Origin of the sequence: Nostoc linckia z4 (assembly GCF_002608075.1) — a bacterium.
GTDB classification, from domain to species: Bacteria; Cyanobacteriota; Cyanobacteriia; order Cyanobacteriales; family Nostocaceae; genus Nostoc; species Nostoc linckia.
This window is the reverse complement of sequence record NZ_LAHA01000046.1, coordinates 48,452-62,728: the sequence shown is the minus strand read 5'-3', so window position 1 is coordinate 62,728 and position 14,277 is coordinate 48,452. Positions and strand designations below refer to the sequence as shown.

Genomic DNA, 14,277 nt, shown 5'->3' with positions numbered 1-14,277 from the left:
ATGGGGCATGGGGCATTGGGCATTGGGCAGAGGGTAAAAACTCATCTCCCCACCTCCCCACCTCCCCATCTCCCCACCTCCCCACCTCCCCACCTCCCCATCTCTTCAAGAACTAAAATGCTTAAAAATCTATTTTCATTCAGCGATCGCTATCGCATCTTACATCAGACTTGGTTTGCTTTTTTTCTCACTTTTGTTTGTTGGTTTAATTTTGCTCCCTTTGCTACAACTATTGGCAAACAATTAGATTTAGCGCCGGAACAAATCAAAACTTTGGGCATTTGTAACTTGGCTTTGACGATTCCGGCACGGTTAATTATTGGGATGCTTTTGGATCGTTTTGGCCCTAGAATTACCTATTCAATGCTGTTGATATTTGCGGCTGTTCCTTGTTTGGCGACGGCGTTAGCGCAAGATTTTCATCAATTAGTCATCAGTCGTTTGCTGATGGGAATTGTTGGTTCTGGGTTTGTTGTTGGCATTCGGATGGTGGCAGAATGGTTCCAGCCGAAGGAGATGGGAATTGCCCAAGGTATCTATGGCGGTTGGGGTAACTTTGGGGCTTTTGGTGCTGAGTTTGCTTTACCAATAATTGCAGTTTCTACAAGCTTTTTGGCTGGTGGGGCTTCTAATTGGCGATTAGCGATCGCTTTTACAGGTATCATTGCAGCCATCTACGGCATAATTTATTACAACAGCGTCCAAGATACGCCCACTGGTAAAGTCTACAAAAAGCCGAAGAAAAATGGTGCTTTAGAAGTCACCAGTATTAAAAGCTTTTGGGCGATGATTGCCTCGAATTTTGGTTTAATTTTTGCTCTTGGTTTATTAGCTTGGCGCTTGGAACAAAAGAATATTCACTTCTTAACTTTGAGCCAAATGTATTTTGCTTGGTTCTTTTTAGCAGGATTATTTCTTTATCAAAGTTACAAAGCTTGGCAAGTCAACCGCGAACTTTTAATTGGCAAAAAAACTTACGCACCAGCCGAACGCTTTCAATTTGGGCAAGTAGCTTTACTCGAATTTACTTATGTAACTAACTTTGGTTCTGAACTTGCTGCCGTTTCCATGTTGCCGGCATTTTTTGAAAAAACCTTTGGTTTAGAACATGTTGTAGCGGGAATGATTGCTGCTACTTATCCCTTTTTAAATTTAGTTTCTCGTCCTAGTGGAGGCTTAATTTCTGATAAATTTGGCTCCCGTAAATGGACGATGACAATTATCAGTGCTGGCATTGGCATTGGTTATTTGATGGCACATTTTATTAATGGTAACTGGCCGATTCCCCTGGCGATCGCAGTGACAATGTTTGCTGCTTACTTTGCCCAAGCTGGCTGCGGTGCCACCTACAGCATTGTCCCGTTAATTAAGAAAGAAGCCACCGGACAAATTGCCGGTAACGTCGGAGCTTACGGTAATTTTGGCGGCGTGGTTTACCTAACAATTTTTAGCTTAACCGACGCTCCTACGCTATTTAACACAATGGGTTTAGCGGCGATAATTTGCGCCTTTATGTGTGCCTTCTTCCTCAAAGAACCAAAAAATTCCTTTGCTACTGATGAAAGTGAAATATCAGCAAACCAGAATAATATCCTCTTAACTGAAGAATAAAATCACACTTTAGCGAATGAAACGGCCCTGCTAAAGGGAGGGGTAAAAAAATATTTCACGCATCAAAACTTTTCAAACACCCTCTAAGACTTTTAATCCAAAATCCAAAATCTAAAATCCAAAATTGGTATGAGTGAATTTACCAAAACCCTTTGTCCTTACTGTGGTGTCGGTTGTGGACTAGAAGTTTCACCCCCAGCCCAACTAAATAAAGCAACTAATCGAGATAACGAAGGAAATCCTATTTGGCGAGTGCGGGGTGATAAAACTCATCCATCGAGTCAGGGTATGGTTTGTGTCAAAGGTGCAACCATCGCCGAATCTTTAGATAAAAATAGATTACATTACCCAATGGTGCGAGATTCTTTAGACCAAGAGTTTCGCCGTGTGAGTTGGGATGAAGCTTTCGATATCATCATCAAACGCATTCAAACTGTGCGTTTAACTCAAGGGCCAGAAGCTATATGTATGTATGGTTCTGGTCAGTTTCAAACTGAAGACTATTACATAGCCCAGAAATTCATGAAAGGGTGTTTGGGTAGCAATAATTTTGATGCTAACTCCCGTTTATGTATGTCTAGCGCTGTGGCTGGATACATTCAAAGCTTTGGTGCAGACGGCCCCCCTTGCTGTTACGAAGACTTGGAGTTAACTGACTGTGCATTTTTAATTGGCACTAATGCAGCTGAATGTCATCCCATCGCTTTCAATCGATTGGCAAAGTATCACAAAAAGAACCGCAAAGTCAAAATGATTGTGGTCGATCCCCGACGCACGCCAACCGCAGAAGCCGCAGATTTACATTTAGCCATTCGTCCCGGTACAGATATCGACTTGTTAAACGGCATCGCTCATTTGTTGATGCGTTGGAACTACGTTGATACCATGTTCGTGGACGACTGTACCAGCAATTTTCCAGCTTATGCTGAGGTTATTCGCCACTATCCGCCAGAAGTAGTGGCTCGCGAATGTGGTATCAGTATTGAAGATTTAGAAACAGCAGCACGGTATTGGGGTGAATCACAACGGGTGTTGTCGTTGTGGTCAATGGGTATAAATCAATCCTCAGAAGGAACAGCTAAGGTAAGAACCATCATCAACCTGCACCTGATGACGGGACAAATTGGCAAACCTGGGGCTGGGCCTTTTTCCCTCACTGGTCAGCCAAACGCAATGGGAGGACGGGAAGCTGGCGGTTTAGCGCATTTATTACCGGGTTATCGGCTAATTAAAAATCCCCAGCACCGTGCAGAAGTTGAAGAGTTTTGGAGACTCCAGCCAGGACAAATTTCGCCCCATCCTGGTTTAACTGCTTGGGACATGATTACGGGGTTGGAAAATAATGCTGTTGGTTTACTGTGGATTGCTGCTACTAATCCAGCTGTAAGTATGCCAGATTTAGAACGAACAAAAAAAGCATTGTGGCGATCGCCTTTTACCATCTACCAAGACGCTTATTATCCCACAGAAACCACTGCCTATGCCCATATTCTGCTACCAGCAGCCCAATGGGGTGAAAAAACTGGCGTGATGACCAACTCCGAACGCATGGTGACTCTGTGTCAAGCCTTCCGCCAACCGCCAAGGGAAGCGAAACCAGATTGGGAAATTTTCGCCGAAGTTGGTCGTCGCCTCGGTTTTACCAAAGAGTTTGCCTTTGCAAATTCAGCTGAAGTTTACGCCGAGTTTGTCCAACTAACCAAAAATTGCCCCTGCGATATGACGGGTATTTCTCACGCGCAATTACAAGTACAAGGCCCGATTCAATGGCCTCACCCAGAAGAGGACGCGGGGACACCGGGATGCGGGGACGCGGGGAAAGAGGACGCGGGGACACGGGGATGCGGGGACGCGGGGAAAGAGGACGCGGGGACACGGGGACACGGGGACGCGGGGATATTTTCCTTCTCCGCGTCCCCGCGTCTCCCAATCTCGGCGTCTCCTCTCCAAGCAAAGCGCCTCTACACCAATCTCCGCTTCCACACCCCTGACGGACGCGCTCGATTTGGGGCATATTATTCAAAAGGATTGGCAGAACCACCAAATCCTGATTATCCTTTTGTGTTAACTACTGGACGAGTTTACGGCCATTGGCATACCCAGACGCGCACCGGACGAATTGAAAAAATTTGCAAAATGTACCCCCAACCGTTTATCGAAATTCATCCCCGTGATGCTGCTAGGTTGGGTATTGTAGATAATCAGTGTGTTGAAGTGCGATCGCGTCGTGGTCAAGCTCAATTTCCTGCTAAAGTCACAAAAGCCATCGCCCCTGGTACGGTTTTTGTCCCCATGCACTGGGGTTACCTTTGGGCAGATAACGCCGAAGCCAATGCCCTCACCCATCCTGAATCTTGCCCCGATTCCCTGCAACCAGAATTAAAAGCCTGTGCGGTGCAGTTGACACCAATTTCTTTGGAAGTTCCACTCCCAAATTATCAACTCCAATCTTCACAACGGTAAGCTCTAAAATAGAACGCTTAACCAGGAATAGGGAGTTTAGTCAATAGTCAAGAATCAATAGATATTATTATTTTTTTTGTCTCTCAATTCGTGCCTGTTACCAATTACTATATCTAAAGAGATAAAATTCTGAGGAACAAGAAACTTTACTATACCCGATTTTAATCTCAGGAATAAAAAACTCACAAAACATCGACAAAGTGATTGTTTGAATCCTCTAGATTTTTCTATGGGATTTAATATAATAATTGGGTGCAGGATATGAGAAAGCTACTGAAGGTAATTTTAGGAACTACTAAAGACCAGAATTTCATGCACATGATTGAAAATGTAGAAGTTCTGGCTTCCAAGATTCTATCTCTTTTAATGGTAGTTGTAATTTTAGTGGCGATCGGTGATTTGGCAGTCTTTATTGTTAAAGAATTGTTTACAGCACCCTACGGAAAGTTTAACACAACCTTATATAAAATTTTTGGTTTATTTTTGAATATTTTAATCGCTTTGGAAATCTTAGAAAATATCACAGCTTATTTACGAAAACATGTTTTTCAGGTGGAATTAGTTATTGTTACTTCTTTAATTGCTGTTGCCAGAAAAATTATCATTCTTGACTTAGAAAAAATTGGCGGTATTGATATAATAGGTTTAGGTATTGCTATTTTGTCATTGTCAATTAGTTATTTAATCATTCGTTTCAGTAGTTCAAAGTAAAAACTTTAAATAACAGACATAACAACTCTTGTGCATCCAAAAATGATGAATATTGTAGAACATCGTAGGATAAAAATCCTGCCTGTCTCTACACAATTAATTTGGATGAAATGTCCTGTATTCTACACTCTTTATTCCCTAGTCACCATTCTCACCCATAAATTTTAGTTAGAGGTTATACCATTTTGGATTTTAGATTTTGGATTTTGGATTGTGAAACAGTTAGTAGTAATCGCTTTTGGCTATACATCTGTCGCAATCATTTTTCAAATTGCTATTATTTATAAAGCGAAACTCAAATTAATGTAGTGGGGTGTTAGGTGCATATTTTCGATATAATTGGTGACTAAATAAGTATCTTAACCCCTAACGCACCGCCGCATGGATGGTGCGTTACGGCTCAATTTAATTGTATTTAAGTGCCAAATCCTTTCATAGTCGTAACACACCCTAATTAAGATTTACTTTATAAATGGTCTCTGAATCAACCAACATTCTAATACCATTTCTTTGTGAGGCTGCGCCAAATTTTCTTTCTTTCTTTCTTTCTTTCTTTCTTTCTTTCTTTCTTTCTTTCTTTCTTTCTTTCTTTCTTTCTTTCTTTCTTTCTTTCTTTCTTTCTTTCTTTCTTTCTTTCTTTCTTTCTTTCTTTCTTTCTTTCTTTCTTTCTTTCTTTGTGTCCTTCTCTGACGAGACGCTGCGCGAATGCGCCCTTTGCGGTTTGTTCCTCATATAGTTTGGCGCATCTTCATACAGAATTGATATAAGAAGTTAATTTTCCAGAATTTTTTATGACAGATTTTTTTGAATTTGAAGCGGATTTTGTGGATTCGCTGCGTTGTATTCCTATGCAGGTACGTTGCAAATTAGATACCTGCGGTATTAAGCTAAAATTGTCTGATTGGAATCAAATGACTACACAAGAGCGTCAAGCTTTAGTGGAATTGCCTTGTACTACAGACACAGAAATTCAGTTGTACCGCCAATATATCCAAGAGTTGATTTTACAGCTTACGGGGATACCAGTTGGCAAATTACCTGTAGAACGTCATCCTGCATGGCTTGACTCGGATAGCATACCAACCACTGTCCAGGAAAAAGCTCAAGAAATTGGAGTAGTCATAACGCAACAAAAATGGGCATCTTTAAGACCATTACAGCGTTTTGCTTTAATTAAACTCAGTCGTCCAGGACATGAAAACAAAAACTTTAACAAAGCGATCGCTGAATTTCATTTGCTTTGATGAACCACAGCCATTAATTATAGCTAGTTATAGGCAACATACATTTCCTAACTAGCAAATCATATACAATAATGCGTTAAACTTTGTTAACTCGTAGCCCTCAAAAGGTGCATTCTGGCAAAGTTAATGCTGTAATATATCGATGAATTCGCGTAGAAAGGCATCATCTAATATGCGTCTAAATAGGAAATTTAGACGTTAACAGTGTCATTTGTGTTTTGCAAGTGACCAATGATAAATAATTAATTAATAACCGAGGGTAGTAAAAATATGGCTGCAAAGAAACTTTTAATGTTAGTTGGTGACTATGTAGAAGACTACGAAGTCATGGTTCCTTTCCAGGCATTGCAAATGGTGGGACACAGTATTGATGCAGTTTGCCCCAACAAAAAAACCGGGGACAAAATACGAACAGCAGTTCACGACTTTGAAGGAGATCAAACCTACAGCGAAAAACCAGGCCACAATTTCACTTTAAATGCTACCTTCGCAGAAGTAAAAGCGGAAACCTACGATGCCTTGGTAATTCCTGGAGGCAGGGCACCAGAATATATTCGTTTGAATCAGCAGGTAATAGAAATTACTCGTCACTTTGCTCAAGCCAATAAACCGATAGCAGCCATTTGTCACGGCTTGCAGTTATTGGCAGCTGCTGATGTCTTACAAGGCAAAAAATGTACTGCTTACCCTGCTTGTAGCCCAGATGTCAGAAGTGCTGGAGGTATCTATGTCGATATTCCTGTTGATGAAGCTGTGGTTGACGGTAACTTGGTAACAGCACCAGCTTGGCCTGCCCATCCGCGTTGGCTAGCAGAATTCCTGAAAGTCCTTGGAACTAAGATTGAACACCCAGAACTGGCTGGAGTCGTTTAAAGACTAAATAGTGCGTTAGGCGCTTTTTAAGTATTTTTTATGAAAAATCATGTTGAAATCTGCGCCTAACACACCATACAAAAAATTTATTTTTACTTAATAAATAACCGTTGAGGAAGTTTGTTTAATTACTCCCTATGTCAAAACACCTGAGTCAATTATTAGTGGCAAAAATAACTGACAATACACCAGTAGCAATTATATATTTTCTTAATGTAACTAATTGCAGTAAAAACTACTATTTTTTAATAAATTGCCGTCGGTTTAATTTACAGCTAGGATCTCAAGAGTAGATCCGCCATCAAATCTGAATCGATCTGCCTAACAACTGAGTTTAAGGAAAAAGTGTCAGTGGATAAAATACTTATTAACATGAGATGAATGAAAAAATTTGAAATTTTGCGTCGAGAAATTTAAATTTATTCGCAGTAAGTGAAGCTATAGTGGATTTAGCAATGCTGCTGCTGATGTGGCTAAGGTTAGTCCTGCTGCCAAATAATTTTAAGAATTAATTTAGAAACGCACTCTAACTCAATGACAGGCAAAAACGCAAGACATAATGCATTTCTGCGGCTAGTGTCTGGTAACGGAGCAACTTCGGGATCGGAATCTCGCTTTTCGCTTCCCCCCAGTAAAGAGATAGTAATTGGACGCGACCCCAGCTGCCAAGTTGTCTTGGATGCCATGATGTACCGAATGGTATCTCGTCGTCATGCGGTGGTTCGTCCCCTGTCTTTATCTCCAGATAGCAAATTTAGCTGGGTGCTTTGTGATTTGAATAGTGCTAATGGCACTTATTTAAATGGACAACGGTTGTATGAATGTCAAGAATTGCACCCAGGCGATCGCATTTCTCTCGGTTCTGATGGGCCGCAATACGTTTTTGAGTACGAGTTGACCTCGCAAGCCCCAGCAACCACAGTGAACCAACTGGCACCACTGCCTTCAGCAACCAACTACCATAACCACACCCAATTAAAGCAGCCCGATTCTGTTAGCTTCACTCAGCTTTTTCCGATTATTTCCACTGGTAAAGATTTAACACGTAAAGCTTACTTAGTACCAGGAATACTGACTGTCATCTTCGTAGTGCTGATGTTTGCTACAGTCGGTCGTCCCCAATACAATCAAGTAATTGTTGCAACTTACATCGCCTTTGCTGCCTATTATTTTGTTTACCAACTTTGCGGTAAAGAAAAGCCGTGGTGGGTGTTAATGGCTACGGCATTGGGTACGACGCTGATTTTGCTCAGTCCGCTGTTAGATTTATTTATCTTCGTGTTTCGCGGCATCCTCCCAGGAAACTTGCCCTCACCCCAAGAATCTACCACCTTCACAGAGCTACTAGTACGAATGTTTTTTGGCGCTGGCTTGATGGAAGAATTACTCAAAGCAGTGCCTGTACTTGCAGTATTCGCCATCGGTAGAATGTTGTCTTCACCTTGGCGAGAACGCATAGGTGTTTGGGAACCTCTAGATGGGATTCTCTTAGGAACAGCTTCGGCTGTGGGCTTCACTTTGTTGGAAACTCTCGGTCAGTATGTGCCGGATATCACTCAAAATGTTACGCAACAGGTGGGTATTGGTGCTGCCGGTCAACTGGCGGGTTTACAACTGCTAATTCCGAGAATTTTAGGTTCTGTGGCCGGACACATGGCTTATAGTGGCTATTTGGGCTATTTTATCGGCTTGGCCGTCCTCAAACCTAGTAGAAGTTGGCAAATTCTTTCCATTGGTTATCTAAGTGCTTCTGCACTCCACGCCCTCTGGAATGCCACTGGATCGATCAATGCCTTGCTATTAGTAGTTGTTGGAGTGCTATCTTACGCCTTTTTGATGGCGGCAATTCTCAAGGCACGGGCGCTTTCACCGACGCGATCGCAAAACTTTGCTACCCGATTTCTTGGCCCCAAATAATAAATAAGGGGGATGAGGATATGAGGAGATGGGGAGATAGGGCGAATAACCAATGCCCAATTCCCAGTTCCTATGGACTATAAATATATATCTTGGGATAGATGGTCTGATTATTAAATTAGGCTATCGTTAATCTACCTTATGGTGTGCATACTTAGAAACTAGTGCCAACTCTCCGAAATCAAGCAACAAAGTAAATCAGCAAAGTGTTGCGGCATTTAAAGTCTGTGAATCGTAAATTAGTAATCAATGTTCAAAAAGCAAGACAATACTATCAGATAACCGTAGGTATCTTGAAGATTCAATTATTTAAAAAATAAATAGCAGACTAAAGTTATGGTTGGGACTGGTATTTATTGAGTTGAGTTAAAGCGTAGTAGGCGATGGCCAAACTCACCTTTGCTTGTTCGATGTCCGATAAAGTTGTCCATTCACGATTGTTCAGGTTAGCGATGGTAGATCCTGGATTATGTGATTCGTTACTTCGCATAGCATAAGCAAAAGGACGGGCTAAGACTAAAAGATCTTCTTCTCCCCAAGTTGGCAGTACTGCCTGAACGCACTCAACTAGTTGTTCGCCCCTTAATTGGTGGCGGGCAAATATTTCAGCAGCTTTAGTGGCAATGGTGTTTAGTAATGTTTGCGGAACACAGGTGCAAAAAGTGGTGCGTAACGTTTCTTGGAGATTAAGTACTACTGATTGTTGGGAATTGCCTTCCTCGCTTTCATGAAAAGAGATACCAGACCAAAGTGTATCTAAATGGTTGTAAAAATCTTGCGATCGCTTTGTCAGATCTTCATCAATTAAATGTTCGCTCTCAAATTGTTGTTCTAATTCTTGAAAATAAGCTTCTGATTCTTCGTCAGCCATATTCCAAGGATAGGTAGCATCCTCTGGTTCTAGTAACGCTTCTAATAACTCTAAATCTACTTGAGACTGCAAAGAATAGAAAGTGTCTGAGCCGTTAATTTTATTAGTCATTTTCTTGCCTCACGATTATTTAGTGGTATTGACAGCTACAATCGCCCAGAAGAGATTTCCGCAAAAAAGTTGATTTTTTCTCTTGGTAAAAACAGATTTGAAAAATTGATACTCAAGACTAAAATTTATTTCTGTAATCACTGCACTAGGAGTCTTCAATAATAAACTCCCAGGTTTCACCTTTAGCACTTCCAAACTTTAACTGCATACCCGATTTTAAGGGGACTTCCTCTCGGAGGATTTGTTGCCAGCCATTAGGCCCTAAAAACCACGTTGTTCCGTAAGTGGAAAAATCTTGTAAATAATAAGTTCGCACCAGTGTAGCATCAGTCAAAGTATTGCGGCAGAAGATTTCCGCGTGGCGTTTAGAAACAGACGGTTCCGGGATGACAATATCGTTATCTTTGGTACGGCCGATGCGAGTGACTCCATAACGCAAGAACCAGGTTTTATCTTTTGAAGATAGCGATCGTAAACTTGCACTAGGAACCCCAGAACCTACATCAGGAATGGCTGTATCTGGTAATTCGGTAATTCCTTCATCCAGGTTTTTCACGAGTTCGCCATTAAAATCTGGATGTAGGTAGAGAACGGGTAAAGTCCAAGCAGGTTGATTGAATCTATACAGTGTTAACAATTCTTTCCTAGCTTGGGTTACAGCTTCATCAATTGGCTTATACAATCGCAAAGCTTCCGCAAAGGCTTGAATAAAACTGTGGCTTTCGCGATCGGCGATTTCATCGCGCATTCCCAAAACCGCTGGTACGCCATGCCGAATTAACACCTCTGCTAAACTGCTGGCGGGTATGGCTTGATTATTGCTAACAGCTGGCCTAGCTCCCCAACAAGCGTTGAAAACTGCTAACTTCACCCCTGTGCGGTTCAATGCTTGGGCTAGTTCTATACCATTGAGAGTCATGCCTGGTTGCAAAAACAGTAACCCACCGTCTGGATCTGGCAACCCGTGTCCAGCATAAAAGAAAACATTGTATGCTTTAGTTTCTAATTCTTGAATCAACTCTTCTGGTGTTGGTTGTAAGAGTTGATTCACTGTGCAGGGTGCATATTTTTGGGAATTACTATCTAGTGGGGTATCTGTCAGAGTTTGCTGTAAAATTAGCGCTTCTTGTTCTAGTTGCAGGTTCTCGTCATGACCTAAAACCAACAGGATACTTAAAGCCTGGTCTGTTCGCAAATACGGTAACGGGTCAACTTCACTGCTAGTGCGGCTAAATAGCAAATCTTGGGAAAGGGACATAGCCGATTGACCAGGCTCGCGCTGCATAATTTCCCAAGGGAAAGCAACAAGTTCGGGGTCGCGAATTTCCAATCGAAAGCGCAGACGTGTATGCTGGCCCATAGCAATTCCGCGACTGCGTTCTAGACTACCGAGAATTTGTCCATCAAAAACCCAGCGCCATAAAAGCATTCCCAAATATTGCATCAGGCGACTGCTATAGGGGCCAGTGGTCTGGCCTGAAGAGAATGAAATCGAATCAGTGAGCAATGAATTGCTGTTTTGAGATGTTGAGTTTGGAGGAACAGCTAACTGGTTATAGCCAGCAAACATCTGCTGCCATTCTTGCCAGACTTGGGTAAGTTCAACAGGCCACACACAGTCACGTAAAACATAGCCACTGGGATAGGGAGCCTTGACCACCCAAATGGCGAAGTTGTCAGTGCCAGTGTTTAAGAGACGGGCGATCGCCAAAATCAGGGATGGCATGGATTCATAAAACTAAAAGCTAAAAACAAATAATTTCCAATAACATTTCTTAAAGGTAAAAATTTTTACTTTTTGACCTTTTCAGTTTTTGAGTCTGATTCTTACCTGTTATTATTCCAGGTTTTTACTAGTTTATCGAGTATTTAATTAAGTTTGACCAGTGTCAGCTGGTTGATTAGTTGGCGGTTGGCTGTTAGTTTTACAAGTATTTGATGCACTTGATGGCAAAACAGAGACTCCAAAACGTTTGAGTTCGGAAAATTTAATCGATACCTCTTGGCCTGGTTTCAACCCAGGTTTTGATGGAGGTGGTAGTTGGGAGGATGCTGGAGGTGTGGTACAGACTTGCATCCGAACTAAAAAATCTCCAGATGGAGGTTTGGGATTTGGGTCGGTGTTGATAACTTTTAAAAAACTTTTAGCAGGAAGCGATTGGTTGGGCAAGGTGATTTCGTTGGTGGTTTGAATTACCAAGCCAGGAGCAAGGTTAGTAAGGGGTGGCGGTGGTTCTGTAACTGCAACAGTGGGGGTTTGAGTAGGTGGTGTGGGATTAGAAGCAACTGGAAGCTGGCCAGATTTTAATCGCAGTTGTTGAATGATCAATCCGCCAGTACCGGCTGCTAGTACAAATAGTAATGGAACTATCCACTGTAGGGGCAATTGGCGAGTTTTGGCAGGCTGATTTTCTTCAATCACCTGAGTTTTGTGGTTTGGGTTGCTTAAAACTGGTTTATTTGTCCCTCTGGATGCCAAATCGACTGTTTTTGCAGAATAACTTTCTGGAATGACTGCTTTAATGGTGATTTCTGGTTCCCAGTATTGGACTTGATAGTGTACTAAAGCTACGGTGACATTATCGTGTCCGTTTTTGGTGTTAGCAATTTCTATTAATCTATCTGCTACATTGACGATGTTTGCTTCCCCAAGCAAAATCGGCAAGATTTCTGTTTCCCAGTATTCTTCGACGCGATCGAAATCACTCAAGCCATCGGATGTCAGCAGAAAAACTGCATCTTCATCAAGCATAAATCGTGCAGATGTGGGATGCAATGAAGTGCTAGGGCCCATTCCCAAAGCTTGCACTAGAGAACCGGCAGAACTTTGTTGCACAGCTTCCCGGTAAATGGCATAGCCCAGGCGCACTTCGCGGGAAGCAACATCATCATCAAGGGTAACTTGATAACAGCCTTGGCGGCTAATCCAGTAGGCACGACTATCACCGACATGGGTAATGTACATTTCGTGAGCTACAGGTAGTGCCATGACTAAAGTTGTACCCATACGCTGACGCCCTTGGCGATTTTCACTGTCATTGCGCTGGCTAATTTTGTCATTAGCCAAGGCCACAGCTTTTTCTAAGTCATTGAGCAGCAGTGAGGGGTCTATGTGGTCGTAGGGAACTTTGGTGAGTTGCTGTACTTGTTGCTGGATTGTTTCAATGGCCAAATTTGATGCTACATTGCCGCCTTCGTGTCCGCCGATGCCATCACAGACAATTGCTAAGGCTGTAGGTTGGGGTGGCTTGCTCACCAGGGTACCACTGGGTGGGCTACAGGCGTCTTCATTACGTTGGCGACTCGGCCCAGTATCGGTTTTGGTGATGATTTTGATTGTAGGGGTTTGCGATCGCCCTAATTCTGCTAGTCCGCGGTCTAAAACTGTGATTAATTGTTCGGATGAGTGAATTTCACCTTCAATCAGCCCAACACTGACGCGTTCGAGAAATTCTCCTACGGCTGGTTTGGCGTTAGCAACCAATTGCTGCCAGAATTCCCCTAATTGAGGTAATTTTGGTGATGTGGCATCGTCGAAGCGCAATTCCAATAAACGGACTAACGAGCCTTCTACCCGTAAAACATGGGAGTCAAGCAAGCTAGAAACCACACCTTCACTAGCCAAAGGTTGCCATAAATGAGCTATTTGCCACAACCAATTCAGTTGGCGCATGGATGTAGCATCCCGCCAAGCATTGGTTAATTCACTGCCGAGATGCACTTGTTCTTTTGTATCATCCACCATTACTGGTGGTTTTTCTAAAAGCAATATTTCTCGCTGGCGGGAGTCCTTGGTTAGAGAAAGTACTCCATGTACCTGCGGCACGTGTAGGCGATAGGGAATTAGCCTTAAGTAAGCTCTGGGAATTTGTAAATTCTCTAGCTCTGGCGTTAGGGTTAATAAACCAGGCTTTGTATCCAATAAAACAAATTTATCAAGGATTAAATAGCGATCGGCTAATATTTTTCCAGGACTACCTAAACCCTGGCTGTCCACCACAGCCCAAAGGTAATTTTTGGGTAGGGGCGTAGAACATCGCTGGCAAAACTTATGAGTCAGGGGGTTGGCAGCCTGACAATTTTCATGTGGACACTGGAGCGTTGCCGCATCATTTTCCATAGTTTTCCCACCGATCGCAGATTGGCAATTTCTTTAATAGCATTACTAGGAACAATCTAGACCGCTCGTCTTTCCTAAACTTGACATATCCAGACTTTAGATGATGATTTTAGCTGGCCGTTATCAACAGATGCTAATATTTAACTTATCTAAAGATTACGCTTCTAAGTTAACCTACAGCCTCATCATAGCTTCTATCGCTGTGTGACTCTCCATCGCTAAAGCAACTAACTCCAACCGTTTCACCAAAGATAACTCAAGCATAACTGTGCTGTTTGCTTTTAGTGAATTTCTCCCTGTCTAATAGGCAGATAATCTTGGTATTTATCTAGTTTATAAGTAAGAGACCAATAATT

10 protein-coding genes are annotated in these 14,277 nt (G+C 42.3%); 6 read left to right on the top strand and 4 right to left on the bottom strand.

What is annotated here, in order from left to right; all coding sequences use genetic code 11:
- Positions 1-117 precede the first annotated feature (117 nt).
- From VF06_RS27760 to VF06_RS27750, 3 genes are all read left to right on the top strand, one after another.
- Entirely contained in the window at positions 118-1,611 is a 1,494-nt protein-coding gene (locus tag VF06_RS27760; protein ID WP_099069234.1) for a NarK family nitrate/nitrite MFS transporter, read from the top strand.
- A 129-nt stretch (positions 1,612-1,740) separates the two neighbouring features.
- Positions 1,741-4,074, top strand: coding sequence for a molybdopterin oxidoreductase family protein (locus VF06_RS27755; protein ID WP_099069194.1), 2,334 nt, complete (start codon positions 1,741-1,743; stop codon positions 4,072-4,074).
- Between the two features lie 261 nt (positions 4,075-4,335).
- Complete coding sequence (locus VF06_RS27750) at positions 4,336-4,785, top strand: phosphate-starvation-inducible PsiE family protein (RefSeq protein ID WP_099069195.1); 450 nt, start codon at positions 4,336-4,338, stop codon at positions 4,783-4,785.
- A gap of 450 nt (positions 4,786-5,235) precedes the next feature.
- On the opposite strand, the gene VF06_RS41335 is transcribed toward VF06_RS27750, so the two are convergent.
- Positions 5,236-5,517, bottom strand: a complete 282-nt coding sequence (locus tag VF06_RS41335; RefSeq protein WP_180267391.1) for a hypothetical protein — start codon at positions 5,515-5,517, stop codon at positions 5,236-5,238.
- A 59-nt stretch (positions 5,518-5,576) separates the two neighbouring features.
- Here VF06_RS41335 and VF06_RS27740 point away from each other — a divergent pair, with 59 nt between their 5' ends.
- The 3 genes from VF06_RS27740 (at position 5,577) to VF06_RS27730 (ending at position 8,819) form a co-directional block, all read left to right on the top strand.
- A complete protein-coding gene (locus tag VF06_RS27740) occupies positions 5,577-6,029 on the top strand; it encodes a nitrate reductase associated protein (RefSeq protein ID WP_099069197.1) in 453 nt (150 codons plus the stop codon).
- 270 nt (positions 6,030-6,299) lie between these two features.
- Positions 6,300-6,902: a DJ-1/PfpI family protein gene (locus VF06_RS27735; RefSeq protein ID WP_099069198.1), complete on the top strand. Its 603-nt coding sequence runs from the start codon at positions 6,300-6,302 to the stop codon at positions 6,900-6,902.
- A 534-nt stretch (positions 6,903-7,436) separates the two neighbouring features.
- Positions 7,437-8,819 (top strand): PrsW family glutamic-type intramembrane protease, encoded by a 1,383-nt coding sequence (locus VF06_RS27730; protein ID WP_099069199.1) that lies wholly within the window; start codon positions 7,437-7,439, stop codon positions 8,817-8,819.
- A 334-nt stretch (positions 8,820-9,153) separates the two neighbouring features.
- Here the strand turns inward: VF06_RS27730 and VF06_RS27725 are convergent, their stop codons facing one another.
- The 3 genes from VF06_RS27725 to VF06_RS27715 all read right to left on the bottom strand — a co-directional run bounded on the left by VF06_RS27725 (position 9,154) and on the right by VF06_RS27715 (position 13,921).
- Positions 9,154-9,801 (bottom strand): hypothetical protein, encoded by a 648-nt coding sequence (locus VF06_RS27725; protein WP_099069200.1) that lies wholly within the window; start codon positions 9,799-9,801, stop codon positions 9,154-9,156.
- Positions 9,802-9,946: 145 nt separating this feature from the next.
- Positions 9,947-11,527: a CHAT domain-containing protein gene (locus tag VF06_RS27720; RefSeq protein ID WP_099069201.1), complete on the bottom strand. Its 1,581-nt coding sequence runs from the start codon at positions 11,525-11,527 to the stop codon at positions 9,947-9,949.
- Positions 11,528-11,674: 147 nt separating this feature from the next.
- Positions 11,675-13,921: a protein phosphatase 2C domain-containing protein gene (locus tag VF06_RS27715; RefSeq protein ID WP_099069202.1), complete on the bottom strand. Its 2,247-nt coding sequence runs from the start codon at positions 13,919-13,921 to the stop codon at positions 11,675-11,677.
- Positions 13,922-14,277: the final 356 nt, after the last annotated feature.

Excerpts from the sequence above, each read along its gene's own strand:
- VF06_RS27720 (WP_099069201.1), bottom strand. The coding sequence starts at position 11,527 with ATGCCATCCCTGATTTTGGCGATCGCCCGTCTCTTAAACACTGGCACT.
- VF06_RS27735 (WP_099069198.1), top strand. The coding sequence starts at position 6,300 with ATGGCTGCAAAGAAACTTTTAATGTTAGTTGGTGACTATGTAGAAGAC.
- VF06_RS27725 (WP_099069200.1), bottom strand. The coding sequence starts at position 9,801 with ATGACTAATAAAATTAACGGCTCAGACACTTTCTATTCTTTGCAGTCT.
- VF06_RS27740 (WP_099069197.1), top strand. The coding sequence starts at position 5,577 with ATGACAGATTTTTTTGAATTTGAAGCGGATTTTGTGGATTCGCTGCGT.
- VF06_RS27750 (WP_099069195.1), top strand. The coding sequence starts at position 4,336 with ATGAGAAAGCTACTGAAGGTAATTTTAGGAACTACTAAAGACCAGAAT.
- VF06_RS27755 (WP_099069194.1), top strand. The coding sequence starts at position 1,741 with ATGAGTGAATTTACCAAAACCCTTTGTCCTTACTGTGGTGTCGGTTGT.
- VF06_RS41335 (WP_180267391.1), bottom strand. The coding sequence starts at position 5,517 with ATGAGGAACAAACCGCAAAGGGCGCATTCGCGCAGCGTCTCGTCAGAG.
- VF06_RS27715 (WP_099069202.1), bottom strand. The coding sequence starts at position 13,921 with ATGGAAAATGATGCGGCAACGCTCCAGTGTCCACATGAAAATTGTCAG.
- VF06_RS27730 (WP_099069199.1), top strand. The coding sequence starts at position 7,437 with ATGACAGGCAAAAACGCAAGACATAATGCATTTCTGCGGCTAGTGTCT.
- VF06_RS27760 (WP_099069234.1), top strand. The coding sequence starts at position 118 with ATGCTTAAAAATCTATTTTCATTCAGCGATCGCTATCGCATCTTACAT.